This window comes from Streptomyces sp. NPDC090022 (assembly GCF_044748145.1).
In the GTDB taxonomy this organism is placed as follows: Bacteria; Actinomycetota; Actinomycetes; order Streptomycetales; family Streptomycetaceae; genus Streptomyces.
In genome coordinates this window covers 956,555-980,182 of sequence record NZ_JBIVFN010000001.1, presented here as the reverse complement: position 1 = coordinate 980,182, position 23,628 = coordinate 956,555, and the positions used below count along the sequence as shown (strand labels likewise).

General features: G+C 73.2%; 22 protein-coding genes, 1 tRNA gene and 1 pseudogene. 10 read left to right on the top strand and 14 right to left on the bottom strand.

Features of this window, described 5'->3' with window-relative positions; genetic code table 11:
• Positions 1 to 334 precede the first annotated feature (334 nt).
• A complete protein-coding gene (locus ACIPXB_RS04385) occupies positions 335 to 1,552 on the bottom strand; it encodes an alpha/beta hydrolase family protein (protein WP_401444335.1) in 1,218 nt (405 codons plus the stop codon).
• A gap of 154 nt (positions 1,553 to 1,706) precedes the next feature.
• The gene (locus ACIPXB_RS04380) at positions 1,707 to 2,756 is read right to left on the bottom strand and encodes a helix-turn-helix domain-containing protein (RefSeq protein WP_401444333.1); all 1,050 of its coding nucleotides are present in this window, start codon (positions 2,754 to 2,756) and stop codon (positions 1,707 to 1,709) included.
• A 122-nt stretch (positions 2,757 to 2,878) separates the two neighbouring features.
• Here ACIPXB_RS04380 and ACIPXB_RS04375 point away from each other — a divergent pair, with 122 nt between their 5' ends.
• Positions 2,879 to 4,669, top strand: a complete 1,791-nt coding sequence (locus tag ACIPXB_RS04375) for an NlpC/P60 family protein (protein ID WP_401444331.1) — start codon at positions 2,879 to 2,881, stop codon at positions 4,667 to 4,669.
• 28 nt (positions 4,670 to 4,697) lie between these two features.
• Here ACIPXB_RS04375 and ACIPXB_RS04370 read toward each other — a convergent pair whose 3' ends face one another.
• Complete coding sequence (locus ACIPXB_RS04370; protein ID WP_401444328.1) at positions 4,698 to 5,462, bottom strand: DNA alkylation repair protein; 765 nt, start codon at positions 5,460 to 5,462, stop codon at positions 4,698 to 4,700.
• A gap of 81 nt (positions 5,463 to 5,543) precedes the next feature.
• Between ACIPXB_RS04370 and ACIPXB_RS04365 the strand changes: the two genes are divergently transcribed.
• Together ACIPXB_RS04365 and ACIPXB_RS04360 are read left to right on the top strand one after the other, a co-directional pair.
• A tRNA-Met gene (locus tag ACIPXB_RS04365) sits at positions 5,544 to 5,621 on the top strand.
• Between the two features lie 102 nt (positions 5,622 to 5,723).
• A pseudogene (locus ACIPXB_RS04360) lies at positions 5,724 to 5,864 on the top strand (alcohol dehydrogenase); the annotation flags it as partial.
• Positions 5,865 to 5,908: 44 nt separating this feature from the next.
• On the opposite strand, the gene ACIPXB_RS04355 reads toward ACIPXB_RS04360, so the two are convergent.
• The 4 genes from ACIPXB_RS04355 to ACIPXB_RS04340 all read right to left on the bottom strand — a co-directional run bounded on the left by ACIPXB_RS04355 (position 5,909) and on the right by ACIPXB_RS04340 (position 9,140).
• Positions 5,909 to 8,242: a macro domain-containing protein gene (locus tag ACIPXB_RS04355; RefSeq protein ID WP_401444325.1), complete on the bottom strand. Its 2,334-nt coding sequence runs from the start codon at positions 8,240 to 8,242 to the stop codon at positions 5,909 to 5,911.
• 114 nt (positions 8,243 to 8,356) lie between these two features.
• Positions 8,357 to 8,512 (bottom strand): hypothetical protein, encoded by a 156-nt coding sequence (locus ACIPXB_RS04350; RefSeq protein WP_401444322.1) that lies wholly within the window; start codon positions 8,510 to 8,512, stop codon positions 8,357 to 8,359.
• The gene (locus ACIPXB_RS04345) at positions 8,512 to 8,670 is read right to left on the bottom strand and encodes a hypothetical protein (RefSeq protein WP_401444320.1); all 159 of its coding nucleotides are present in this window, start codon (positions 8,668 to 8,670) and stop codon (positions 8,512 to 8,514) included. The genes ACIPXB_RS04350 and ACIPXB_RS04345 overlap by 1 nt, the downstream gene beginning before the upstream one ends.
• 215 nt (positions 8,671 to 8,885) lie before the next feature.
• Positions 8,886 to 9,140: a hypothetical protein gene (locus ACIPXB_RS04340; RefSeq protein WP_401444318.1), complete on the bottom strand. Its 255-nt coding sequence runs from the start codon at positions 9,138 to 9,140 to the stop codon at positions 8,886 to 8,888.
• 159 nt (positions 9,141 to 9,299) lie between these two features.
• Between ACIPXB_RS04340 and ACIPXB_RS04335 the strand changes: the two genes are divergently transcribed.
• A complete protein-coding gene (locus ACIPXB_RS04335; protein WP_401444316.1) occupies positions 9,300 to 9,839 on the top strand; it encodes an EF-hand domain-containing protein in 540 nt (179 codons plus the stop codon).
• A gap of 115 nt (positions 9,840 to 9,954) precedes the next feature.
• Entirely contained in the window at positions 9,955 to 11,556 is a 1,602-nt protein-coding gene (locus tag ACIPXB_RS04330) for an NAD(P)/FAD-dependent oxidoreductase (protein WP_401444314.1), read from the top strand.
• A 35-nt stretch (positions 11,557 to 11,591) separates the two neighbouring features.
• Here the strand turns inward: ACIPXB_RS04330 and ACIPXB_RS04325 are convergent, their stop codons facing one another.
• Together ACIPXB_RS04325 and ACIPXB_RS04320 are read right to left on the bottom strand one after the other, a co-directional pair.
• The gene (locus tag ACIPXB_RS04325; protein ID WP_401444312.1) at positions 11,592 to 12,023 is read right to left on the bottom strand and encodes a hypothetical protein; all 432 of its coding nucleotides are present in this window, start codon (positions 12,021 to 12,023) and stop codon (positions 11,592 to 11,594) included.
• Between the two features lie 89 nt (positions 12,024 to 12,112).
• Positions 12,113 to 12,820, bottom strand: a complete 708-nt coding sequence (locus tag ACIPXB_RS04320) for a helix-turn-helix transcriptional regulator (protein WP_401444310.1) — start codon at positions 12,818 to 12,820, stop codon at positions 12,113 to 12,115.
• 341 nt (positions 12,821 to 13,161) lie between these two features.
• Here ACIPXB_RS04320 and ACIPXB_RS04315 point away from each other — a divergent pair, with 341 nt between their 5' ends.
• Complete coding sequence (locus ACIPXB_RS04315; RefSeq protein ID WP_401444307.1) at positions 13,162 to 13,824, top strand: deoxynucleoside kinase; 663 nt, start codon at positions 13,162 to 13,164, stop codon at positions 13,822 to 13,824.
• A gap of 10 nt (positions 13,825 to 13,834) precedes the next feature.
• Here ACIPXB_RS04315 and ACIPXB_RS04310 read toward each other — a convergent pair whose 3' ends face one another.
• On the bottom strand, positions 13,835 to 14,440 hold the full coding sequence (locus ACIPXB_RS04310; protein ID WP_401444305.1) for a TetR/AcrR family transcriptional regulator: 606 nt from the start codon (positions 14,438 to 14,440) through the stop codon (positions 13,835 to 13,837).
• A gap of 105 nt (positions 14,441 to 14,545) precedes the next feature.
• On the opposite strand from ACIPXB_RS04310, the gene ACIPXB_RS04305 reads away from it, so the two are divergent.
• The gene (locus tag ACIPXB_RS04305; protein ID WP_401444302.1) at positions 14,546 to 15,166 is read left to right on the top strand and encodes a DUF3995 domain-containing protein; all 621 of its coding nucleotides are present in this window, start codon (positions 14,546 to 14,548) and stop codon (positions 15,164 to 15,166) included.
• A gap of 22 nt (positions 15,167 to 15,188) precedes the next feature.
• Here ACIPXB_RS04305 and ACIPXB_RS04300 read toward each other — a convergent pair whose 3' ends face one another.
• Complete coding sequence (locus ACIPXB_RS04300) at positions 15,189 to 16,280, bottom strand: PP2C family protein-serine/threonine phosphatase (protein ID WP_401444300.1); 1,092 nt, start codon at positions 16,278 to 16,280, stop codon at positions 15,189 to 15,191.
• A 266-nt stretch (positions 16,281 to 16,546) separates the two neighbouring features.
• Between ACIPXB_RS04300 and ACIPXB_RS04295 the strand changes: the two genes are divergently transcribed.
• Positions 16,547 to 17,443: an agmatine deiminase family protein gene (locus ACIPXB_RS04295; RefSeq protein WP_401444428.1), complete on the top strand. Its 897-nt coding sequence runs from the start codon at positions 16,547 to 16,549 to the stop codon at positions 17,441 to 17,443.
• 329 nt (positions 17,444 to 17,772) lie between these two features.
• Positions 17,773 to 18,153, top strand: a complete 381-nt coding sequence (locus ACIPXB_RS04290) for an amphi-Trp domain-containing protein (RefSeq protein WP_401444298.1) — start codon at positions 17,773 to 17,775, stop codon at positions 18,151 to 18,153.
• 101 nt (positions 18,154 to 18,254) lie between these two features.
• Here the strand turns inward: ACIPXB_RS04290 and ACIPXB_RS04285 are convergent, their stop codons facing one another.
• Together ACIPXB_RS04285 and ACIPXB_RS04280 are read right to left on the bottom strand one after the other, a co-directional pair.
• The gene (locus ACIPXB_RS04285; RefSeq protein WP_401444296.1) at positions 18,255 to 19,235 is read right to left on the bottom strand and encodes a hypothetical protein; all 981 of its coding nucleotides are present in this window, start codon (positions 19,233 to 19,235) and stop codon (positions 18,255 to 18,257) included.
• A gap of 109 nt (positions 19,236 to 19,344) precedes the next feature.
• Complete coding sequence (locus ACIPXB_RS04280; protein ID WP_401444293.1) at positions 19,345 to 19,749, bottom strand: SHOCT domain-containing protein; 405 nt, start codon at positions 19,747 to 19,749, stop codon at positions 19,345 to 19,347.
• Positions 19,750 to 19,985: 236 nt separating this feature from the next.
• On the opposite strand from ACIPXB_RS04280, the gene ACIPXB_RS04275 reads away from it, so the two are divergent.
• Entirely contained in the window at positions 19,986 to 21,815 is a 1,830-nt protein-coding gene (locus tag ACIPXB_RS04275) for a diacylglycerol/lipid kinase family protein (RefSeq protein ID WP_401444426.1), read from the top strand.
• A 66-nt stretch (positions 21,816 to 21,881) separates the two neighbouring features.
• Here ACIPXB_RS04275 and ACIPXB_RS04270 read toward each other — a convergent pair whose 3' ends face one another.
• Positions 21,882 to 23,483 (bottom strand): MFS transporter, encoded by a 1,602-nt coding sequence (locus tag ACIPXB_RS04270; RefSeq protein ID WP_401444291.1) that lies wholly within the window; start codon positions 23,481 to 23,483, stop codon positions 21,882 to 21,884.
• Positions 23,484 to 23,628: the final 145 nt, after the last annotated feature.

The following is a 23,628-nucleotide window of genomic DNA, read 5'->3' as shown; positions in this document are numbered from 1 at the left end:
TCACGCGAGGGAGAGGGGTTCGTCCGGCGGGGGGCGGTGTGCCCCGGCCGCCTCGGCGACAACACCAGTTAGCCAGGCCGCCGAAGCCCTGGCAAAGAGCTCGCTTACTAGCCCCCCTCGCAGCGCGGGCGCCCACAGCGTGCACCGTCGTGATCAACGTCCGCGCAGGTGGGAGCCGGTATGAGGGGCCGTGCGCAGGCCGCCCGCGGACTACTAACCCGCATCGTATGTGACCTGGGTCCTATGGGGCGGCTCACCAGCGGGAGGCCCGGATGTCACCCTCCGCAGGCGTACGGACACCCGTGCGCGACGGTTTCCGGGCCGGCTCGGGGGGTCAGGGGTTGTGGAAGAGCACTTCCGGGTCGGCCGCCGACGGCCCGTCCAGCAGCGGCCGGGCCGCGCCCTTCAGGTGCCGGTCGAAGAAGGCCGCGACGTAGGCGCGGGTGAGGGCCAGGGCCCGGTCGCCCGGCAGCGGAGCGCGCGGCACGCCGAAGTGGTCCAGGAAGACGGCCGCGTCCGTGAAGGTGAAGTGGTCGGAGTCGGCGAGGGTCAGCCATCGCTTCCATCCGCCGAACCGCTGCCAGGCGGCGTCCCACGTGTGGTCCAGGCCACCCGGCCGGTGCATCTCGTCGTCGGTGCCGAGCAGCATGAACGGGCGCCCGCCCAGCCCCTCCTCCGGCAGCGTGTCGTGGAAGGCGCCGTCCATGTTGACGCCCGCGCGGACGCGTCCGTCGGCCAGCATCGCGGTCGCGGCACTCGCTCCCCCGATGGAATGACCGGCCATGCCGATCCGCCGCCGGTCGATCGTTCCCGCGTACTTCCACGCCGGACGGTTTCCCGTCAGCCGGTCCAGCACGTACGAGACGTCCCGGGCCCGGCCGGCGGTGATCACGCCCTCCGGCACCTGTCCCTCGCTGACGGGCCCGCACGCCGCACAGGTCAGCAGGCGGCCGTCGGGGGTCTCGATGCCCAGGGACTCGTAGGCGTGGTCCACGGACGCCACCACGTATCCGCGGGCGGCGAGGTCCTCGGCCAGGGCGGTGAGGGTGTAGCGGGACGCCGTGAAGCCGGGAGACAGGACGACGAGCGGGTAGCGGCCGGGGGCCGGACGCACGTCGGTCCCGGCCCAGGTGCGCGTCGCGCTCAGGTCGGCCGCCGGTACGGCGTCGCCGAGTCCGTAGCCCTCGAGCAGGGCCCGGGTCTCGGGGGTGGTCGCGTAGGGGGCCGCGGGGCCGGCAGCGGGGCGCCGAGCGGGGTAGTGGAGCGTCACCATCAGCTCCCGTCCGTCGGCGGTCGGCACCCACGGGTCGGGGCGGGACCGGTCCACGAGGTGGAGTACGGACCTGCCGACGGGCAACGGACCCGTCGGGCGCGGGAGTTCGGCAGGTCCCTCCGCCCTCGCGTCGGCCGCGCCGACCACGGCGGTGGCCGGCGGGCGCGCCGAGGACGGCGCGGCGGACCCTGAGGCCGCGGACGGGCCCGCCAGGGCGAGCGGCAGGGACAGGGACAGCGCGATGACGGCGGCCGTGGCCGCCCTGGTGAGAGTGGGCATGCCGACGACGTTAGCGAGCGGCACCCGCGCGCGGCGTCAGACCGCGGTCGCGACGGCATACGCTGCTGGTCGGATGTCCGATGCCAACTCGCATGCCTTGAGGCCTGGTTGGGCGGAACCAGGCCGTACGGTCGGTCCGGGGCGGCCGCGAGGGCTACGCTGCGCTGCCGTCGGCGCGCTGCCCTGCGGCCGCGTCGGTCCGGCGGTGGGCGCCGACGGCCTCGTACCGGAACTCGCGCGGCGTGATGCCGTACGTCCTGCGGAACGCCCGGCTGAAATCGGCGGGTTGCTGGAATCCCCACCGGGCGACCAGGGCCGCGATCGGGTGGCCGAGCAGGCGGGGGTCGGCGAGGTCCCTGCGGCAGCGTTCGAGCCGGCGGCGGCGGATCGTGGCGGAGACGGTTTCCGGTTCGGGCCGGAACAGCAGGTGCAGGGAACGGATCGACATGTGGTGCTGCGCCGCGATGCCCGCCGGTCCGAGGTCGGGGTCGCCGAGATGGCCGTCGATGAACGCGTGGATCCGCGCCAGCAGCACCTGACGACGGGTCTCGGACGGCAGTTCCGGGGTGGCGTCGAGGTGGTCGGCGACGAGCGCCGCGGCCAGGTCGAGGGCGACGGTGCCGAGCCGGTACGTCGCCGCCGGCGTCAGTTCGCCGGCGCGGCCGATCACCGTGGTCAGGTACCGGCACAGGAGGGCGCCCGGGACCCCCGCGGGGGACAACGGCCGGGACAGGAGGCGGTCGGTCCGGCCCGCGGGCAGCGGGAACACGCTCTTGGGGAGGGTCAGGAACGTGGACTCGCACGGGCCGTGTCCACCGGGGTAGCACACCTCCAACGGGTAGGAGGTGTCGAAGAGGACCAGTCCGCCGGTGTCGACCGCCGCCTCGTTACGGCGCTGACTCGCCTGCAGCGGACCGCCGTTGACCATCACCAGCGTGTAGGTCTCCGGGTCCGCGCGCCGGATGTGCGCGGGAGAGCGGACCGCGCGCAGGGGTGCGAAGGAGGACCACGTGACCCGCGTCGTGCCCAGGTCCACGTCCCGGAGCCGGGCCCGGTAGTCGTGGGTGTGGGAGGTGAGGAGCGTGAAGGGGGCGATGGTGCGGTCGACGACGTCGCACCACCAGTCGAAGCGGTCACCGGCCGGCACGTCCGTGCTCGACGCGGCCAGCTGGGTCCCGGCGGTGCCTTCCGATGGCTGATCCACCCCTGTCATGGTGGGGGCGCGGGGCGGCCCGGAGAAGGCGGCGTTCGGTCAACTCCGGTGCACGTGCGCCGGGAACCGGGGGCTGGTGCGGACGGCCGGATCAGGGCTTGGATCATGTACGCATGACGCACACGTCCCGGCGAACCCTGCTGTCGGCCATCGCCGCCTCCGCCACCGTTCCGTTGTCCGCCCTGGCCACCGCGCCCTCCGCGCGGGCCGCGCAGGGGGCCGTAGCGACCGCGCAGGGGGCCGCCGCGGCTGCGCACGGGGCCGCCACGGCCGCGCCGAGTGCCGCGGCAGCGGGCCCGTCCGGGCTCGCCGGACCCGCGTCGTCCGTGACCATGACGGCTCTGGACGCCTCCTGGTTCACGCAGGTCACGCTGGAGTCCGAGCTCACCGCCACCGTGCTGCCGGGGTCCCCGGCCCGTACCGAGGTCACCTCGGCAGGCCGCCGGGTCGCCCTGCTCACCCACGGCGCCCGCACCGTCCTCGTGCCCGGCCCGCGGCGCACCTTCACGGAGGACAAGCAGCCGTTCGCCGAGGACTTCGGCCGTACCCTGCCCGATCCCGCCCTGGCCCCCTCCCAGCGCGTGTACTGGGGCAATTCACCGGGCGGCGGCACGTGGGAGACCCACGGCCCCGTCGCCGGTGACTTCTCGGTGACGCCCGGCCGCGGTCTCATCGCGCTCACCACCGACGGTGCGAGCCGCTACTGCACCCTGAAGGACGACGGGATCACGGACGTCGACGTCGAGGCCGTCGCGGGCTTCGACAAGGTACCGACGGGAGACGCCTGTTCGTTCGCCCTGGTCTTCGGCTACACCTCGCCGGACAGCCACCACCGGGTCCGGCTCTCCTTCCTCACCACCGGGGCCGTCGAGCTGCGGCTGGAGAAGGTGGCCGGCGGGAACGCCACCGCGCTGGCCGCGCCCCTCACCCTGGCCACCGGTGTGCCCGCCCGGACCGCGTGGGGCGTACGGGTCCTGCGGGAAGGGGCGCGTATCCGGGTCAAGGCGTGGCGCGCGTCCGCGGGGCAGCCGGGCGCGTGGCACGTCGACGTCGTCGACAGCCCGGCCGTCACGGGGCGGGTGGGCCTGCGCGCCCTCGCCAACCAGGGCTGCACCAGCCTGCCCGTCACCCTGGCCGTGACCGGCTTCCGGGTCGTCGACGCCGCGTGGGAGGCCCCTCCGAGCGTCACCCACGGCGACTGGGTGCGGGTGCTGCCCGAGCCCTTCGACGGCACGTGGACCCCGGCCCTGGAGCAGACCGTGCGCGGCTGGATCGGCTCCCCCGCCCCGGACGTTCTGGCGTACGCGGCCATGTTCCTGCCCGGCGCGCCCGCCGTGAGCGCCGGCGCGGGACCCGCCGCGGGCCGCAAGGTGCTCGGCGAGGCGACGTACAGTCCCGCGGGCCTGCGCGGCGAGCGCACGGTCGGCGCCGACTTCCACGAGTTCGCCGGCGTCGGCTGGACCTTCCCGAACGGCACGGTCAGGGCGGCGGACCCGGCCTTCGCGGGCTCGCTCGACTGCTCCGGCTACACCCGCATGGTGTACGGCTACCACCTGGGCGTGCCGGTGGCGGACGTGCACGACGCGTCGCCCGCCCGGCTTCCGCGTACGTCCGCGCAGATGGCCGACCGTGCCCCCGGCGTGCGTCTCGCCCGCACCACCGGGTCCACCGCGCAGGTCATCGCCCTGCTCCAGCCCGGTGACCTGCTGCTGTGGGATGCCGATGAGGACGGGGAGGTGGACCACGTGGGCATCCATCTGGGCGCCGACGCGCTGGGCAAGGCCCGCTTCCTCTCCAGTCGCAAGACCGTCAACGGCCCCACGATGGCCGATGTCGGCGGAGCCTCACTGCTGGACGGGGGCGGCACCTACGACAGGACTCTGCACACGGTGCACCGCCTCTGACGCCGGACGCCTTCCCCTGCCCGGGCCGTCACGGGGCAACCGGGCGCTCCGGCCGGTCCGGCGGCCCCGACGGCCCGGGCGGGAGGCGGCGCAGGGCCTCCTTGCGGGTGAGCGGGGCGACGCGCGTGCCGTGCCGCTCCACCCACGCGACCACGAACTCGGGGTCGCGTACGGAGGTTTCCCGCAGGACCCAGCCCAGGGCCTTGCAGATGAAGAACTCGCGCTCGTCGACGAGGGCGTCCGCGTAGCGGGTGAGGCGGCCTGGGTCGGGGCGGCCCGTCCTGATGCCGGGCAGCAGCGCCAGGAGCGCGGCGCGGCGGAGCCAGACGTCGGTGTCCGTGGCCCACCGGTCCAGTACGGTCCCGGCCGCCGGGTCGCGCAGCGCGATCACGCCGGCGCAGTGCACGGCCAGCGGGTCCACCAGGGCCCAGGTGCGGCACTCGCGCAGCACTGCCTCGACGTCCGGCAGGTGGGTGGCGTCCAGCGTCCGCGCGTACTGGACCAGGAGTTCGACCGCCGCCCAGCGGTATTCGTACACCGGCGGCCCGGCGGGCTCCGGGGCGGACCACAGCTCCCGGGCGAGGGCGAGGACGTACGGGGCCGGCCGGGCGCCGAGCGCCCGGCGGGTGCGGGTGACGCTGCGGCGCATGTCCGGCACGCCGACGCCGAGGTGGCGCAGGTCGCTGTGCAGGTAGGCGCGCTGCTGCTCGGCCCGGACCGGGTCGGCCCCTTCGGACAGGGCGGCCCTGAGTTCCGCCGCCGTCCCCTTGGGGTCGATGTCGTCTGCCGTCATACCGTGTCCTTCTCTTCCCTCGGGCCGGCCCGAACAAATACCGGCGGGGTCCGATCGCTTCGCGTACGCTGGTCGTACCGACGCGGGGTGGAGCAGCTCGGTAGCTCGCTGGGCTCATAACCCAGAGGTCGCATGGTTCAAATCCTGCCCCCGCTACCACGGCACCGGCCCCTCGACCACCAGGTCGAGGGGCCGGTCGCGCGTCCAGGAGGCATCGGTCGGCGGGGCGCCGACAACGGGGGAAAGGGAACAGACCTACGAGGGATGCTGGACTTCTGCGCCGAGCACGGGGTGGCGGCGCAGATCGAACTGATCCGGGCGGACGAGATCAACGAGGCCTACGAGCGCGTCCTCGCCAGTGACGTCCGCTACCGCTTCGTCATCGACACCGTCACCATCTGAGCGCCTGCCGCCGTCCGTCCGGAGACCGCCCCCTCCGACCCGGGTCAGGAGACCAGCGGAGCGTCGTTCACCTCCGTCAGCTTGACCGTGTACAGCCCGCTGCGCTCGCTCTTGACGTCGGTCACCTTCAGCTGGGTGCCCGGCGCGAGGATGTACTCCTCCTCCCCGGTGAACGCGGAGAAGCTCCTGATCCCGACCGCCTGGGCGGGTGTCACCTCGAAGAGCGTCCGCTTGCCGCGGCTGCCGAGGAAGGCGCGGGCCACGTTCAGCTCGGAGGTGCACGAGGAGACGCCCCACCAGGTCACCGTGCGGCCCACCGGGTACTGCCCCCGCAGGTCCAGCGCCACTCCGCGCCACAGCGGCTGCGTGTGGGCCGGCAGCCCGGAGACCGCCGAGAACAGCAGCCGCAGGTACGGCAGGTAGGGCGTGACCCTGGTCCGGTCGGGGGACCTCAGGACCGCGTTGATCTCCCGGTAGAACGCGGACTCGCAGGTGTAGAGGTAGAGCGCGGCGATCTCGTCGGCGGACAGGCCGGTGGACGTCTCGTCCGCCCGCCGCTTGCCGAAGTGGTGGGAGCGGTCGATGTGTCCGGCCAGCCCGGACAGCGTCTGGGCGACGGGGGCGACGGCGTCCTGGAAGTCCATCAGCGGGGTGTCGAACACACCGGTGATCGCCGGGAGGACCAGGCCCTCGTCCTTGACGCTGGTGAGGCGCTCCAGGTACAGCTGGTGCAGGTTCATGGTCGACTCGATGAAGGCGCCCATGCGGGCCGCGACTGCCCCGTCCGCGCCGGCCGCCGCCTCGCTCCACCCCTTGCTCGGCAGCCAGTCGATCGCTTCGGCACCCAGCGATGTGAGCGCGTCGTTCACCAGGGCGAAGTGGTCGCCCTCGCAGAAGATGTCCCCCTGCGCCGCCGGGTTCGCATGGTCGATGTGCCGGACCTCGACGTCCGGGTACTTCTTCTGGAGCCGTATGACGACCCGCTTCAGGCTGCGGGCGTGCGCGCCCCACCAGGCGAACACGATCCCCCGGTCCTCCTCGGCGGCGTCCTGCTTGGCCTTGAGGATCTCCTCGACGATCCGCTCGGCGACGGGCCGCCAGAAGGCCGTGTGCTGGTCGGTGGCCATCGCTCCGTCGCCGCTGGCGGTGAGCGAGGCGTTCAGCAGCAGCACGCCCTGCGTGAGCATCGCCTGGAACCACTCCGGCGGCTGGACGGTCTCCTTCTCCTTCAGCAGCGCGCGGACGTCGGCGACGGGCGTCTTCTTGGCGATGCCGTACTTCCACATCGCGGCCGCCTTGATGAGGCAGCGGATGCTGACGACCCTGCCGAACTGGCTGTCCTTCCAGTCGCTGAAGGTGTTGTCGAACATGGCGATGCCGGTCGCGCTCTCCGGCCGCGGGTAGGGGTTCTGCCCGAAGGCGACGACCTTCCACTTGTGCGGCGGGTTGGGCTTGAGCGCCTGGAAGGTCAGTTCGCGCACCGGGACGACCTCGGGGCTGCGGCCCTTGCCGATGAACCGGGCGGCGTCGGGCTGGGCCTCGATGACCGGCTTGAGGAGCGGCAGCCAGGGCTCGCCGCCGCCGTCGAAGAGTTCGGTGAGCGCCAGGGGGTCGTGGGCGTCGGCCTGGGTCGGCGCGGCGCCGTCGGTCACGTCGGTCACGTCGGTCATGGGGGAAGGGCTCTCGGTCGTCGCGGTCGGGGCGGGGGCGGGCTGCACAGCGTTCGGGGGCACGATGCGTACCCGCTGTTCGACGGGGGCGTCGTCGATGCCGCTCAGCTGCGCGACGATCGTGGCCCGCAACTCGTCGTCGTCCTCGAACCAGTGGTCGTGGAAGAGCGTGTAGCCGGTCCACATGAGGTTGGCGCACACCCTGGCCGGGACCCGGCCGGTCTGCGCGCCCATGCCGACGAGCGCCACGGAGCGGATGCTGCCCGGCGCCTTCCGGTTCTGCCGGTGAACGGCCTGGAACGCGGCGGCGCATGCCAGCGCCACGTTCAGGGTGTCGCTCACGTTCTGGGAGGACTGGACCATGGTCGGCGTCGATATCAGGTACCGGGGCGTGGTCGCCCCCGACGGGACGCAGACCGCGCTGCCGACGGGGAGGACTCCGGCGAAGCGGTCGCGGATCGCGCGCCGCACGCGCACCTGGATGCCGGCTCCGAGGTGACGCTTGATGGCGGCGTCGACCCCGCCGTCCATCCGGCCCCGGGAGTTCGTCGGGGTGACCCAGGCGTCGACGTCCTCCTCGAGGATCGAGCCCCTGCGGATCTCGATGCCGGGGGTGTCCGCGAACGCCGCCCGCCACGCCTCCACCACGCGCTCGTTCACGTCCGTCAGCACCACCCTCAGCGTGGGCTGAGCACTGCTCTCGGTCATCGTCCACTCCTGTCGGGAAACGGGCCTGACCGGCGGATCACGGCCCCTGCAACACCCCGAACGTATCCCCCACCACTGACAACGGCGCTTCGGCCGGGGCACGCTGACCCGCCCTCAAGGGGCGGCTCCCAGGGGCTGGAACTCCCGCGCCAGGACGAGGTTCACGGCGGCGGCGAGCACGGCGACCAGGAAGGTGATCACGGCCCAGGTGTACAGGTGCAGGCCGAAGAGGGCGCCGGCGTAGCCGGGGTCCGGGGGCACGATGTGCATCAGCCGCCGATGGTGGCGCACATGCCGAAGACGTAGGCGTGGGCGAACCAGAGGCCGAGGCGGTGGGTGAGCCGGGCCGGGGCAAGCCCCTGGTCGGCGCCCGTTGCGGCGGATGCGGTGGCTGTGGTGGCTGTGGTGGTGGATGCGGTGGCGGTCATGGGGTTCCTCCTCAGAAGCTCAGGCCGAAGGCACGGTCGGGGTGGGGAAGGAACGCGAGCGTGGTGAGCGCCGGGGTTCCTGCCCACATGGCGTCCTTGCTTCATCGGAAGGCTCTTGTCTCCACCCTCGTCCGGCCCGTAGGCAGCCGGTAGGGCCGGCCGGCGGATGGCCTCATGAACCGCGCTTATGTCCTGCCCTCCGGGGGCGTGAGCTGTCAGTGGGCAGCTCCCGGGGACAGGTGGTAGCGGGCGGCGTTCGGCACGGGGCGGCGGTCATCGGGGGCGAGCATGTCCCTGCGCTCGAACCAGGCGGTCAGCCGGACCCGTGCCTGCTCGTCCCGCTCGCGGAACCGGTCGTCGACGGCGCCGGCCGCGGCGGCCTCGGCGGGCGAGATCTCGCGCAGGAGGACCCGGATCGGGCCCTCGTCGTCGCCGTGCGGCCGCAGGGCCCCTCCGACTCGGCGTCGCACGCCGGGACCGCGGGTGCTGTCGGTGGCGTACGGGCCGCCCCGGCTGAGCGGAGTGCGGCGCCGGGCCGGGTCGGGCTGCGCGCGGGCCGCGGCATGTGGTTTCCTGGTCCCGCCCCGCAGCGTGACGGGGTGACCACATGGAGTGAAGGGGATGGTGTCGTGAGCGTTCTGGACATCAAGCTGGAGCGGGCGTTCGACGTCTTCGACTCGGACCGCGACGGGCGGCTCGAGAAGGCGGACGTCATCGGCCTGTCGGACAGGCTCGCCGAGTCACTCGGCTGCGCCCCGGAGACCGTGGCCACGCTGCGGACCTCGCTGGCCGACCTCTGGGACACCGTCTTCCACGCGATGGACAAGAACGCCGACGGCGGTGTCGACCGGCAGGAGTTCCGGTCGGCGTTCCGGGCGCGGATCGTCACCGACCAGAACAGGATCTGGGAACGCATCAGGAACATGAGCAACGCCTGGACCGAGCTCGGTGACCGCGACGGCGACGGCATGCTGAGCCGCGAGGAGTACACCTCCCTGCTCCACGGCATGTTCCGGCTGCCCCGGGAGACCTTCGACGAGGCGTTCAACGAGCTGGACGTCGACGGCGACGGGCAGTTGAGCCGGGACGAGATCAGCTCCGCGATGAAGGAGTACTACACGAGCGAGAACTACGCGGCGCGCGGCAACCAGTTCTTCGGCCGTCTCTGAGCGGTGCGCGGGGGGCCCGCGGGCCCCCTTCCCTCCGGGCCGATGCGTATCGCGTTCCCGCTCGTTGATCACGACGGGAAGCCGATCCCACGTCATCCACCTGGAGGATCTCTTGATGGCCGATGCCGAACTGCCGGTGATTGTTCTCTCCGACTCCGACCCGCTCCGCCGGCACGAAACGGCCGAGCTGGTGCAGAGCTGGTACCGCACGTCGTTCCGTGTGCTCCAGGTCGGCGGACCGGCGGAGGTGGTCCGGGCGCTGACCTCGCTGGCCGACCGGAAGGTGCCCGTCGCGGCCGTGCTCGCGGACGAGGCCCCCGAGGCCGGCGCCGCGCATCCCGGCGTGCGCTGGCTGCCGCTGGCCGGGCACCGCGGCACCGTACCCGGCGCCCGTACCGGGGAGGAGGCCGCGGACGGCGACGGCCCGGCCGAGCACCTCCGGGAGGCGCTCGACGACTCCCTGTGCACCTGGAACGCCGACTGCGAGGGCGATCTGCCCACCGCCGAGGTGCGCGGCAGCCGCTTCTCCCCCGCCGCGTACGCGGTGCGCGACTTCCTCGGCCGCAGCGGTGTGCTCTTCCGGTGGGTGCCCGAGGAGGACGTACGGGAGGCGCCGGTGACCGTCCGGCTCGGTGACGGCACCGAGCTGGTGAACCCCTCGATCAGCGCGCTGGCCGAACGGCTCGGCCTCATCCGGCCGGCGGCGCAGGACCACTACGACGTCGCGGTGATCGGCGGTGGCCCCGGGGGACTGTCGGCAGCCGTGTACGCCGCCGCCGAGGGTATGAGCGTGGTCGTGATCGAGGACGACGCGCCCGGCGGGCAGGCGGGATCGACCTCGCGGATCGAGAACTACCTCGGGTTCCCCGTCGGACTCACGGGTGGCGACCTGGCCCAGCGGGCCCTGCAACAGGCGCGCAGGGCCCGCGTCGAGTGGCAGCCCACCCGGGTGGCCAGCCGGGTGACCACGACCGAAGAGGGCGCCCACGCCGTCGACTTCGTCAAGGCCGGCACCGACGAGACGGCCTCGGTGACCGCGGCCGCCGTGGTCGTGGCCACGGGCGTGGACTGGAACCGGCTGAGGGCTCCCGGCGTCGACCGCCTCCTCCACTCCGGTGTGTACTACGGGTCCTGCCTGTCCGACGCCCCCTCGACCGCCGGGGAGGACGTGTACATGGTGGGCGCGGGCAACTCCGCCGGGCAGGCCGCCCTCTACTTCGCGCGCTACGCCCGCTCCGTCACCCTGCTCGTCCGGGGCACGGACCTCACCGCGTCGATGTCCAGCTACCTGGTGCAGCGGATCGAACGGACCCCGGGCGTCAAGGTCCTGCTGGGCACCGAAGTGGCGGAGTGCCTCGGCGGCGCGACCCTCACCGGACTCAGGCTGCGCGACCGCCGGGGCGAGGAGACGACCGTCGCCGCGCACTGCCTGTACGTCCTGATCGGCGGCCGCCCGTCGACCGAGTGGCTCGGCGGCGCGCTGAAGCTCGACGACCGCGGCTACGTCCTGACCGGCAGCGGCGGAGCCGGCCCGGACACGCTGCCGATGGAGACCAGCCGGCCCGGCGTGTTCGCCGTGGGCGACGTACGGTCCGGATCCGTCAAGCGGGTCGGCGCCGCGGTGGGCGAAGGCGCCGCCGTGGCCCAGTCCTTGGTCGAGTACCGGCGGCGGCACCCGGAGCGCTTCCAGGACGCGCGCACGTCCTGCGGGTTCTGAGGTTCCGAGGGCTCCGAAGGTCCCCTACCGGCCGGTCAGGCGGCGAAGCGGCGGTTGCCGGTGAGCGACCACACGGCGGAGATCCGGCCGTCCGTGACCTCGAACATGTCGATGCCGCTCTTGACGACGACGTCTCCGTCGCCGTCGGCATTGCTCTCGAGCCAACGGCAGGCCATCTCGCCGCGCTCGGTGTCGACCAGCGGCGCGGCGTCGGCGGCGAACGTCAGGCCGGTGAGGGCCAGGCTGTTGGCCGAGATGAACGCCATCAGTTCGTCCTGGCCGAAGGAGGCGGCGGAGCCGGTGCCGTCGAAGTCGTCCGCGAAGTGCAGCCGGAAGCCGGGGGCGAGGATCTGCTCGGCGAGGGCGACGTTTCCGTTCCAGAGCGCCGTCCAGCCCTCCACCAGGCGGGTGCCGGCCTCCCGGGTCAGCGGGGCGGAGTCGGTGGTGGGGGTCGTCGTCACAGACATGGGTGCCTTCCATGGTCGGTTCGTGGTCACCCAGCCTCCGGGCCGGGGGCGACACCCCCCTGTCGGTATTTAGCCGTCCGGGCGGCGGCTCAAGCGAAACCGTAGAGCTCGTCGAGCGGGACGAAATCCCATCCGAGGGTGTCCAGTTCGGACAGGTCCAGCGGACGCGGCTCCGCCGTCTCCTCCAGTGCCCGCGCCTCGCGGATGCGGTCGAGGCGGAAGCCGCGTACGCCGGAACGCAGCCGGCACCAGCCGATGAGGTACCAGTGGTCGGCGCCGAGGAAGCCCAGGGGTTCGACGGTGCGGTCGGTGGCCTCGCCCCGCGCGTCGGCGTAGCGCAGGTGCAGCACCCGGTGGGCCGAGAGCGCCTCGCGCAGGGTGTGCGGGAGCGCGGACGGGCGGGCGGGGTTCACGGCGAGCCGGATCCGGCCGGCGAGCTCCCGAGCGGCCTGGCGTTCGCGCTCCGGCATGACGGCGAGCACCTTGTGCAGCGCCGCGCGGGCGTCCGCGGCGAACGGCGTCCCGGACAGCCCGTGCAGGGCGACGGCCAGGGCGGCCGCCTCGGCCGGGGTGATGGTCAGGGGCGGCAGGGTGTGGTCCTTGTCCACCACGTACCCGCCGCTGCGGCCCGGTTCGGCGTAGAGCGGCACACCGGACTGCTGCAGGGCGCTGAGGTCGCGCTCGATGGTGCGGGTGCTGACGCCGAAGCGCTCGGCGAGCCACCGGGCGCTGCGCGGCCGGGGCGAGACCGCGCGTAACTCCTCCACGAGGGCGTACAGGCGCTCGGTACGGTTCACAGTCAAGGACCGTAGCCGATGCCCCGGGGGCCTGACGACGGCGGATCCGGCCCCCGCCCCCTCGGTGCGGTCCGGCGCCCTGGCCTACGGGGGGCTGATCGTCATCTAAGATTCAAGGCGGCCGCGGGGCCGCGGCTCGGCGCTGTGCGCGGCGGCCGCGCAAGCGTCAGGCCGGCCGGTCGAGGAGAGCGGCCTGGGTCAGGGCCTTGGTCCGGACGGGACCACATGACGCGGATCTGGAAGATCCCGGGGAGTCGCGTGACCGCCGGTGTGCGTCTCAGTGGTGTGGGGCGCCCAGCCCACCCGCCCACGAACAGAAGACCCCCAGGGAGAAGTGAGGTATGCCAGTGATCTGCGTCGGAGGCATGATCGGCATCGGCAAAACGAGTGTGGCCGAGCTGCTCGCCGAGGAGCTGGGCAGCGACGTCTTCTACGAGAGCGTGGAAGACAACCCGATCCTGCCCCTCTTCTACACGGCCGGCCCCGAGGAGATCCAGGCGAAGCGCTACCCCTTCCTGCTCCAGCTCTACTTCCTGCAGACGCGGTTCGCCGCGATCAAGGAGGCGTACAAGCAGGGTGACAACGTCCTCGACCGCTCCATCTACGAGGACTGGTACTTCGCCAAGGTCAACCACGACCTGGGCCGCATCAGCTCCCTCGAGATGCAGGTGTACGAGGGGCTGCTGGAGGAGATGATGCGCGAGATCGACGGCCTGCCCTACCGCAAGGCGCCCGATCTCATGGTCTACCTCAAGGCGGACTTCGAGACGGTGCTGCACCGCATCGGACTGCGGGGCCGCGATTTCGAACAGGACGAGGCCCTCGTCGAGTACTACCGCACGCTGTGGTCCGGCTACGACGACTGGGTGCACAAGCACTACTCGGCCAGCGAGGTCCTCGTCATCGACATGAACCACACGGACGTGGTGCACAACCCCGAGGACGCCGCCCGCGTGGCGCGGGAGGTCAAGGACGCCCTGGCGGCGGTCGGGCACCGCGGCTGAGCCCCGCCGCTCACGATCCGCCGCCGGTACGCGTACCGGTACCGGCCGGCGCGAGGATCATGTCGATCAGGTGGGCGAGGGCCTCGGCGGAGCCGGGGCCCTGGAGCTGTGCCTCGGGGGCGGGACCGGGCGCCGTCCTGCGGAGCTCGAGCCATCCCAGGTAGGCGGCGTACGCGGCGAGCGCCCGATGGCGGGCGTCCTGCTGCCCCAGACCGAGGCCGGTGTACACCTCTTCGAGGAAGGCGAGCCGGGTCCGCGTGACGCGCGCGACGACCTCGGCGACCGCCGGGTGGCCCGCCTCCGCGGCGAGGGCGGGCTCCAGCCCGGCGATCTCCTCGTCCCCCAGCGCCTCGGCGAACAGGGCCCGCGCCCGCGCCAGGGGGTCCGCCTGCTCCCGGACGGCCGCGATGACCTCGGCCGTACCGCGCCGCTCCCAGGTCTCGAGGGCGGCCACGAGGAGGGCCTCCCGGTTCTCGAAGTGCCAGTAGAAGCTTCCGCGGGAGACGCCGAGCTGCCTGGCCAGCACATCCACCGCCACCGCGGCGGCCCCGCCGCGGGCGAGCGCCCGCAGTGCCGCCATCGTCCAGTCGTCCTTGCTGACCTTGCCCTTCACCATGTTCCGTACAGTACTGTATGGAACATCCATACAGCGGTGTATGGATCTGCCGCCGGCGCCCGATGGCCCGGTGGCAGACCTGCGGAGGTGGGGAAGGGCGGCAGCATGAAGGCCAGGGAATGGCTGCTCGGTTCGGCGGGTGGCGGAGCCAGTACGGGCGGTACGGGTGATGCGCTCGAGATCGGGAGCGGTGCGGGTGGCGGCGCCCTCGCCGCGGCCGGTGTCGCGGCCGCCGGCCTGGCGGCGGCCGGCGCCCTGCACGTGGTGTGGACCGTCTCCCCTTGGCCGCTGGCCGACCGCGCCGAGTTCGCGGCCGTCGTGGTCGGCGTCGACGAGGGCCGGCTGCCCTCGGTCCCCGCCACGCTGGCCGTCGCGGGTCTGCTCGGCGCCGGCGCGTGGCTCGTGGTCACGGCCGCCCGGCCGGCGCACCGGCTCGCGCCCTCGCGACTGGCGCGGACGGGCCTGTGGACCCTCTCCGGCGCGCTGACCGTCCGCGGACTGGGCGGACTGCTGGTGTCCGGCCTCGAGCTGCAGGAGGCGCCGGAGCGGTTCCGCCACTGGGACCTGGCCCTCTACTCGCCGCTGTGCGTCGCACTGGGCGGGCTGACCGGCTACCTGGCGCTGCGCACACGCCGCAGGCACACGCCCACGCCCACGCCCACGCCCACTCCCACTCCCACTCCCACTCCCACTCCCTCGCCCTCGCCCTCGCCCTCGCCCTCGTAAGGTTCTTCGTCGGGTTCCCGCCTCAGGGCTCGCACAGGCGTACGGCGAGGGCGGCGATGTCGTCGTCGAGGCGCCCCCTGCTGTACCGCAGGAGGTCCCGGTGCAGGGCCGCGAGCAGCTCGCGGGGCGGCGTGGGGGGCTGCCGGCCCATCCAGGCCGCCAGCGGGAAGAACTCACCGTCCCGGGCACGGGTCTCGGCGATCCCGTCGGTATAGAGGAGCAGCAGGTCGCCGGGGATGAAGTCGAACGTGTCGACGGTGTAGTCATCACCGATGAGCTCCGCGAGGCTGAGCAGCGGCGAGGGGCTGCCGGGCTCGAGGACACGGAGTCTCCCGCGGTTCAGGAGCATCGGCGGGGGGTGTCCGCAGTTGAGGATGTCGATACGTCTGCCGCCGTGCGGGATCTCGGCGAGCAGGGCGGTGGCGAAGCGCTCCATCGGCCCGTCGGGGGGAAACGCGGCGTTGTACCGGGTACTGCTGGCGTCCATCCTGCGCGCGACGGCGACCATGTCGGCCTCACCGTAGGCCGCCTCCCGGAAGGCGTTGACGATCGCCGCGGCCGCCCCCACCGCCGGCAGGCCCTTGCCCCGCACGTCACCGATCAGCAGCCTGACCCCGTACGGCGTGTCGACCACCTCGTAGAAGTCCCCGCCGATACGGGCCTCGGCGGCGGCGGCGAGGTAGAGCGATTCGATCTCGACGTCGCCGAAGCGGCGCGGCATGGGGCTCAGCACGACCTGCTGCGCCGCGTCGGCGACGAGCCGGACCTGGAAGAGGGTGCGCTCCCGCTGGAGGCGGACATGGCTTCCGTACGCGGCGGCCACCGTGACCGCGACGATGCCCGCGCACGTCCACCACGCTCCCAGGTCGGGGAAGACGAAGCTGAGGCCGATCATCAGGATGAGGCAGACCGTACCGAGCAGGACCGTGGGGAGGACCGGCCACATGGCCGCCGCCAGGGCCGGCGCCGCGGGCAGCAGGCGGCTGAAGGCCATTTCCGGCGGGGTGGCGTAGGCCAGGCTGGCGATCACGACGGTCAGGATGACCGGCGACAGCCGCACAAGCCTCCCCGGGCCGTAGCTCCGACGCAGCCGCGGCCGTCCAGACTCGATCACATGTCCCAGGGTATCCGGGCAATAGGGGCACAGCACTCTGGCGGTCGTGGACCACCCGGTACGGTGCGCCCGACTCCGGCCCGTCTCCGAACGGTTTCGCCCCGCCCGCCACGTAGGCGGCCAGTGTCCCCGGCGCGAAGACGTCGGTGGCCGGCGTCACCGGGAGGCCCAGCGCCTGTTCCGGGGCCATGAACGCCGCGGTCCCGATCCTCAGTCCCGTGCCGGTGAGCGCGGCGGCGTCCACGGCCCGCGCGATACCGAAGTCGATCACCCGGGGGCCGTCCCCCGCGATCGGTACTCCCTCCCGGCCCGGCGGGCCGGGCGGCGGGCGCCGGCTCGGCGCGGCGTGGGAATCCCACACCCGCACGTTCATGGCCTGGCCGGCCCTGACCTCGGTGTGGGCCGAGGACCTGCGCTGCGTCCGCGAGGACATCGCGCGGATCGCCCGGGCCGTCGGCGAGTACGGGGCGGTGGTCATGATGGCCCGGCCCGACCAGGTGGACGCCGCGCAGCGGGCGTGCGGATCCCGGGTCGAGGTCATCCCGCCGGCCGTCGACGACCTGTGGACGCGTGACACCGTCCCCGTCTTCGTCGAGGAGGGCGGCAAGGTCGTCGGCGTCGACTTCGACTTCAACGTCAACGGCTGGGGCAACAAGCAGGAGCACAAGAACGACGGGGCCGTGGGGCGCACCGTGCTCCAGAGGTACGGGATCCCCCGGGCCCAGGCCCGGGTGGCCGCCGGGGGCGGATCCTTCGAGACCGACGGCGAGGGCACGTTGCTGATCACCGAGAGCTCGATCGTCAACGACAACCGCAACCGCGGCAGGTCCCGTGACACCATCGAGGCGGAGCTGAAGCAGAACCTGGGCGTCGAGAAGGTGGTGTGGTTCGCGGGCGTGCGCGGCCAGGACATCACCGACGCCCACGTGGACAGCCTCGTACGGTTCACCGCCCCCGGTGTCGTCCTTCTGGACCGCGCCCACCCCGGCGTTCCTGCCGACTCCTGGTCGCGCTCCGCCGACCAGGCGAAGTCCGTCCTGCCGAAGGCGACGGACGCCCGCGGCCGGCGGTTCGAGGTGATCGACCTGCCGCAGCCGGACCCGGAGCGGATCACGGGCCGGGGCGAGGACGCCGCCGGCCGGCATACCCTCGCGCGCCGGTGAGCTGGCCGAATCCGAGCAGGGCCAGCGTGAGTGCCGCCGGCGCGACCCTCGCCAGACGCCGATGCCTCATGTGTCACCTCTGCGTTGAGGTTGTCGGGTGCGCGTCATGGTGCAGGAAGCCCCACCGGAAGTAGATATTCCGCACAGATCTGCCGACACCCTCCCGCTGTTGATCATCGATCGTGCACGAGGAACGCGGAGGTCGGCCGAATGGTCCAACGGGGACGGCTCCGGGGCCGCGTGATGGCGTCGTGGAACGGACCATGGCAGGTGTCCGGTCCGTGCCGGCCCGTACGTCCCCGTGTCCTGGCCTTGTCCTGGAGGAAGCCGTGTCAGACCTCAAGTACGAGCAGAAGCGCTCGTTGTCCCGCATGGAGGCCGCCGACCAGCTCGCGGCGCTCGCCGAGGCGCTGCGAAGCGGCGAGAAGGCCGATATCGAGCTCGGCGCGGGCGTGCTGAGCCTGCGGCTGCCGGACGAGCTGCGCACCGAGGTGGAGATCGAGGTGGACGGGGACGAGATCGAGCTGGAGATCGAACTGAAATGGAACACCGGCCGGCCCCGCTCGGCGTCCCGCGCGCCGAAGACCGCCGAGGTGCCGGAGCCGGAGCCGGAGCCGGAGCCGGCCCCGGTGCGACCGGCGAGGCCTGCACGCAGCCGGAAGGCCACCGGGGCGACCAGGACCAAGCGGGCCGCCGCCAAGCGCGCGTGAGCGGCGGCTCCCGCGAGCGCCCGCCAGGGGCTGTCCAGCGTCCGGTCGCCAAGGGGTGTCCGGCCCCGGTCCGCCGGACCGGCGCCCTCGGGCGACTCGGCCTACGCATCGTCTGCGTCCGGGGCGCGGTGCCGGCGGCGGTACTGCCACAGCGCGCCCGCCCCTACGGACGCCACGACGAGCACGATGCCCACGACCGGCCACACACTCCCGGCCATCCGGAGGTCGGCGCCGTGGACCACGACCACCAGCAGCGCCGGCAGCACCACGTAGCCCACAGCCCGTAGGAGCGCGGCCAGCATGCCGGGATCCAGGCGGGAGGTGGTGGTGCGCCGGCGCGGCAGCCCGGTGTGGGTCAGGTACATCGCGGCGGCGCGGGAGAACGCTTCGCGGGACCCCCTGCGGTAGGACACCGCCATGTAGGGCAGCCACACCAGCGGGGCCACGGTGCCCACCAGCAGCGTCAGCACCAGGAGCGCCCAGCGGCCCACGGAGACGAGCCGGTCCCGTGCGGTCGGGGTGGTGTCCGTCGGGCGCGGTGGCGTCACGCCGAGGAGTTTGGCCATGCGGAGCGTCAGCGCCGTCAGGGTGGAGATCCGCCCGCCCTCGCGGCGCGCCGGCCGGCCGTCGCCGCGCTCCCCGGACGGCTGCCGGTCGGCCTTCCCGTGCGTCGCCAGCGCGCGCTCCGCGGCGTCCGCGTCCTCGTAGACCCCCTGGAGCACCATGAGCTCCGCGGCCCGCCGCGGAGCCGTCGGATCGTGTCCGGCCACGGCGGCCAGTTCCAGCATGGTCCGGGCCTGGCTGAGCAGCGCCGCGCAGAACGCGACCGGGATGAACACGAGGAACGGGCCGCCGACGAAGGCCCCCTCGGTCACCGTCCGGCGCATCCCCCGGGCCACGACCTCCGCGCCGAGCGAGGCGGCGTCCGCGTCGGGCCGCTCGGCGCGCAGCCTGGCCACGCTGCGGGCGGCGCGCGGTCCGGCGTGCCGCAGGGCGAAGCCGGCCAGCAGTTCGGGCAGCCGGCCCGGCTCGCGCATGGCCGCGCGCAGCAGGGCCTCGGGCGCTCCGTCGGGACGGGCCACCGTGCCCTCCGTTCGTCGGGTCGCACAGCCGCGTCACCCGGCCCACCGGCCGGCCCGGCCGGGTGACGCGGCCGCCGGGCTCCAGGGCCGCGCGACGCCGGCGGCGCGGTCAGTGGGACGCCAGGACCTTGGCCTTGGCCTGCTCGTACTCGGCGGCGGTGAGGTCGCCGTGGTTGCGCATCCCGGCGAGTTTGGCGAGCTCGTCGGCCGTCGCCGTCACGGACGCGGTGTCCCCGGCCGCCTCCTGGACGTACGAGCGGAAGGCCTTCTCCTGCTCCTGCATCTGCCGGAGCTGGCGCTCGCCCATGCCGCGGCCCCGGGCGAGGAGGTAGATGAAGCAGCCGAGGAAGGGCACGACGCAGACGAGGACCGTCCATCCCGTCTTGCCCCAGCCGCCCAGGCTGTCGTCCCGGAAGATGTCCCCGATGATCCTGAAGAGCAGCATGAACCACAGCACCCACAGGAAGAACCAGAGCATGGTGAGGAATGCGTTGAGCAGCGGATAGTCGTCCATCATCGTCTCCGTCGCAAGGCTGCCCCGGCCGCGGGGCGGCGTCTGTGTGGCGTGCTCCAGGGTCCTCGCTCCCCCCGTCGCCTGCATCACCCGGTCCGGGTGGGGCCACCGGCCGTACGGAGGATGCCGTCACCCGGGACGGGGCGGACCCCCGGGAGATGCGCGGCCATCCGGCCTGGAGCTCAATGGAGATCGGGGGGTGAAGGTACGGCAGAGCGGAGGATCCCCACGTGAGCATGCACGCCAAGGCGCGGCTGGCCCTGCTGTCCGGTGCGGCGGCCCTGATCGTCATGCTGGTCTTCGCCGGCTACCGGAGCATCCTCCTGGTGCTCGTGGGAGCGGCCGGGGTGGTGCTGACGGTGGTGGCCGGCTGGCTGGTGCTGGCCCATCGCGGCCCGGTGCGGTGGGTGGCGCTGCTCCTGGTCGTGGCGGCCCCGGTGGCCGTGATCGTCTGGTACGTGCACGCCGGGCTGCTGTGGGTGGTGCTCTGCGCGGCCCTCCTGTGGGCCCTGGCCGTGGCGGCCGGGCGGGCCGCCCTCACCGCGGAGGGCCGGTCCAGGATGCCCGAGTTCCGGGCCCCGCCGCCCGAACGGCCGTTCCTCATCATGAATCCGCGCTCAGGGGGCGGCAAGGTCGGCTCCTTCCACCTGCGGGAGAAGGCCGAGGCGCTGGGAGCGGAGGTGGTGCTCCTCGACCCGGACCACCCCCAGGACGTCGCCGATCTCGCCCGCCGGGCGGTGGACCGGGGCGCCGACCTCGTCGGGGTCGCCGGGGGCGACGGTACGCAGGCCCTGGTCGCCGGCGTGGCGGCGGAACGCAACGTACCGTTCCTGGTGGTCAGCGCGGGTACGCGCAATCACTTCGCGATGGACCTCGGGCTGGACCGCAGGGACCCGGCGGCCTGCCTGGACGCCCTGACCGACGGGGTGGAGCTGCGGGTGGACCTCGGCCGGATCGGGGACCGGGTCTTCGTCAACAACGCCTCCTTCGGGACGTACGCGGAAGTGGTCCAGAGCCCGGCGTACCGGGACGACAAGATCCGTACGATCATGGCGCTGCTGCCGGACCTGCTCGCGCGCCACAGCGGGCCCCGGCTGCGCGTGCACGCCGACGGGACGACCGTCGAGGAGCCGCAGGCCGTGCTGGTCAGCAACAATCCGTACGGCCACGGCGACCCGGCGGGGCTGGGCAGGCGCACCCGGCTGGACACCGGCACGCTCGGCGTCCTGAGCGTGAAGGTGAACAACGCCGCGCAGGCAGCCGGGATCCTGCGGCACGGACGGTCCAGCGGCCTGACGTCGCTGCGCACCGGCGAGGTCGTCGTGGACTCGGACGACGCGTTCGTCCGGGTCGGGGTGGACGGCGAGTCGCTGACCATGCCCGCGCCGGTGCGCTGCCGGGTGGAGCCCGGCGCCCTGCGGGTGCTGGTGCCCCGGCACCGGCCCGGGATCCGGACGGGGGTGCCGATGGACTGGGCCGGGGTGCGCAGACTCGCGCTGACGATGGGGAGGGCGGCCGTGGAGAAGCGGCCCGCTCCGGCGGGCACGGGCGAGCACCCGGGAGAGCACGGCCGCGGGCGGCCGGGGCCGGGTGGCGCGGCGCGGTCCGACTACTCCGGAGCCGTGTACGGGTCGCTGCTCGCCGCCTCCGTCATCGTCGGGGCCGGCAGCCTCGGGAACTTCCCGAGGACGCAGCTGATCGTGCTGCTGCTCGGCACGGGTGTGGTGTTCTGGGCGGCGCACGTCTTCGCCCGCCTCTTCGGCGTGTCGCTGGCCGACGCGCAGCTGACCTGGCGCGAGGTCCGCCGGGAGTGCGCGCGCGAGCGGCCCCTGGTCGACGCGGCCGTACCGCCCGCCGCGGCCGTCGCGCTGAGCGGGCCGCTCGGTCTCGACATCCCCGGGACGGTGTGGTTCGCGCTGTCCGTGGCCCTGGCCGGGCTCGTCGGCTGGGCGGTCGCCGGGGCGGTACGGGCCGGCGCGTCGCGCCGTCTGGTGGCCATGGCGGCAGCGGCGAGCCTGGTCCTGGGCCTGCTGATCGTCGGGCTCAAGACGGCCATCTCGCACTGAGGCCGGGGGCGGGGGGCCGGAGGGCCGGGCTCTCAGGGAAGGGGGCGGGGCTCTGGAGGACGGGGGTCAGGGCGCCGGCGGCGTACTGGCCTGTGCGCCCATCCGCCCCGTGGGCAGCCGGCGGGTGAAGGGGAAGCAGGCCAGGGTGACGGCCCCGACGGCCAGGATCGCCGTCTTGAGACTGGTGATCTGGGCCTGCGCGTACTCGTCCACGTAGGCGTCGGCCTCCGCCGCCGGGACGTCCGTCTGTTCGATCGCCGCCCGGACCTGGTCGGTGGAGAGGAAACTGACCCCTGACTCCACCGCGACGCCGGTCTGCTCGCGCACGGCGTCGGAGATCAGGGGATTCTCCTCGATCTGCCGGACGAAGACGGTGGTGAGCGCCAGGATCAGCACCGATCCGATGAGCGCGGTGCCCAGCGAGGAGCCGAGGTTCTGCGCGGTGTACTGCAGTCCGCCGGCCTCGCTGCGCCGGCTTTCCTCGACGCTGGACTGCACCACGTTGCCCAGCTGGGACGCCAGCAGGCCCATGCCGATGCCGAGCAGGCCCATCGCCCAGGCGAACGAGGCCTCGTCGAGCTCCGGCTGGATCGTGGAGAGGAGCCAGACGATGGCGCCGAGCAGGACCAGCAGCCCCACCCTGACCACCGTGCGCGGGGCGGCCACCCGGCCCAGGAAGGGACCGCTGAGGGCCGAGAGGAACATCGTGACCGAGACCGGCAGCAGCCGCAGACCCGTCTCGAACGCGTTGAGCCCCTGCACGATCTGGAGGTAGAGGGGGATGACGAAGAAGAGGCCGAGCAGGATGAGGTTCTGGGCGAACAGCATGGAGAGCCCGGAGCGCAGGACGGGGACGCCGAACAGGTCGAAGCTCACGAGCGGGTCCTCGTGCCGGGACTCGCGGCGCCGCTCCCAGATGCGGAACAGCCACAGCAGCAGGCAGCCCGCGGCCACCACGAACAGCGTCGGCGCGAATCCGAAGACGGTGAAGGGGACGTCCCGGGGCTGGAGCCATCCCCAGGTCGAGCTCTGCAGGACGCCGAGCACCACGCCGGCCAGGCCGAGGGCGGACAGCGCCACGCCGACGGCGTCGAGCCGGGGCGGCCGGGCGGGCCGCGGCGGCTCGGTGATCCAGCGCACCACGCAGAGCAGGGCGACCACGACCACGACCTCGCCGGCGAAGACGACGCGCCAGGTGAGGTACGTCGTGACCCAGCCGCCCAGCAGCGGGCCGACCGCGATGCCCGCTCCCGCCAGCCCGCCGATCACGCCGTAGGCGACGGCCCGGTCCCGGCCCTGGTAGGAACCGGCGACGAGGGCCGCGAGGGCGGGCAGGACCAAGGCCGCGCCCAGGCCTTCGATGACCGACCAGCCGAGGGTCAGGACCCACAGTTCGGGTGCCAGCGCCGTCAGCGCGGAGCCCACGCCGTAGACGCACAGACCGATGGCGAAGGTACGGCGGCGCCCGGCCATGTCACCGATCTTGCCGCCGGTGATCATGAAGGCCGCCATGACCAGCGTGTAGAGCGTGATCACGGCCTGGATGGCGGTGACGTCGGTGTCGAAGTCCTCCACCAGGGTGCTGATGGAGACGTTCATGACCGCGGTGTCCAGCACCATCAGGAACTGCGCGGTGCCCAGCACCAGGAGAGCCCGCCATCGACGCACTGCGCCACCTCTCTGCCCGGGCCGTACGGGGCCTGGGCGGCCCGGCCGACCGTTGCCACCCACCGTAAGGAGGCGGCGGCGGCCGTCGGCACATTGACGGGCCGCTCGGCTCCCCTGTCAGCCGTACGGTCCTGGCGGCGGCGCC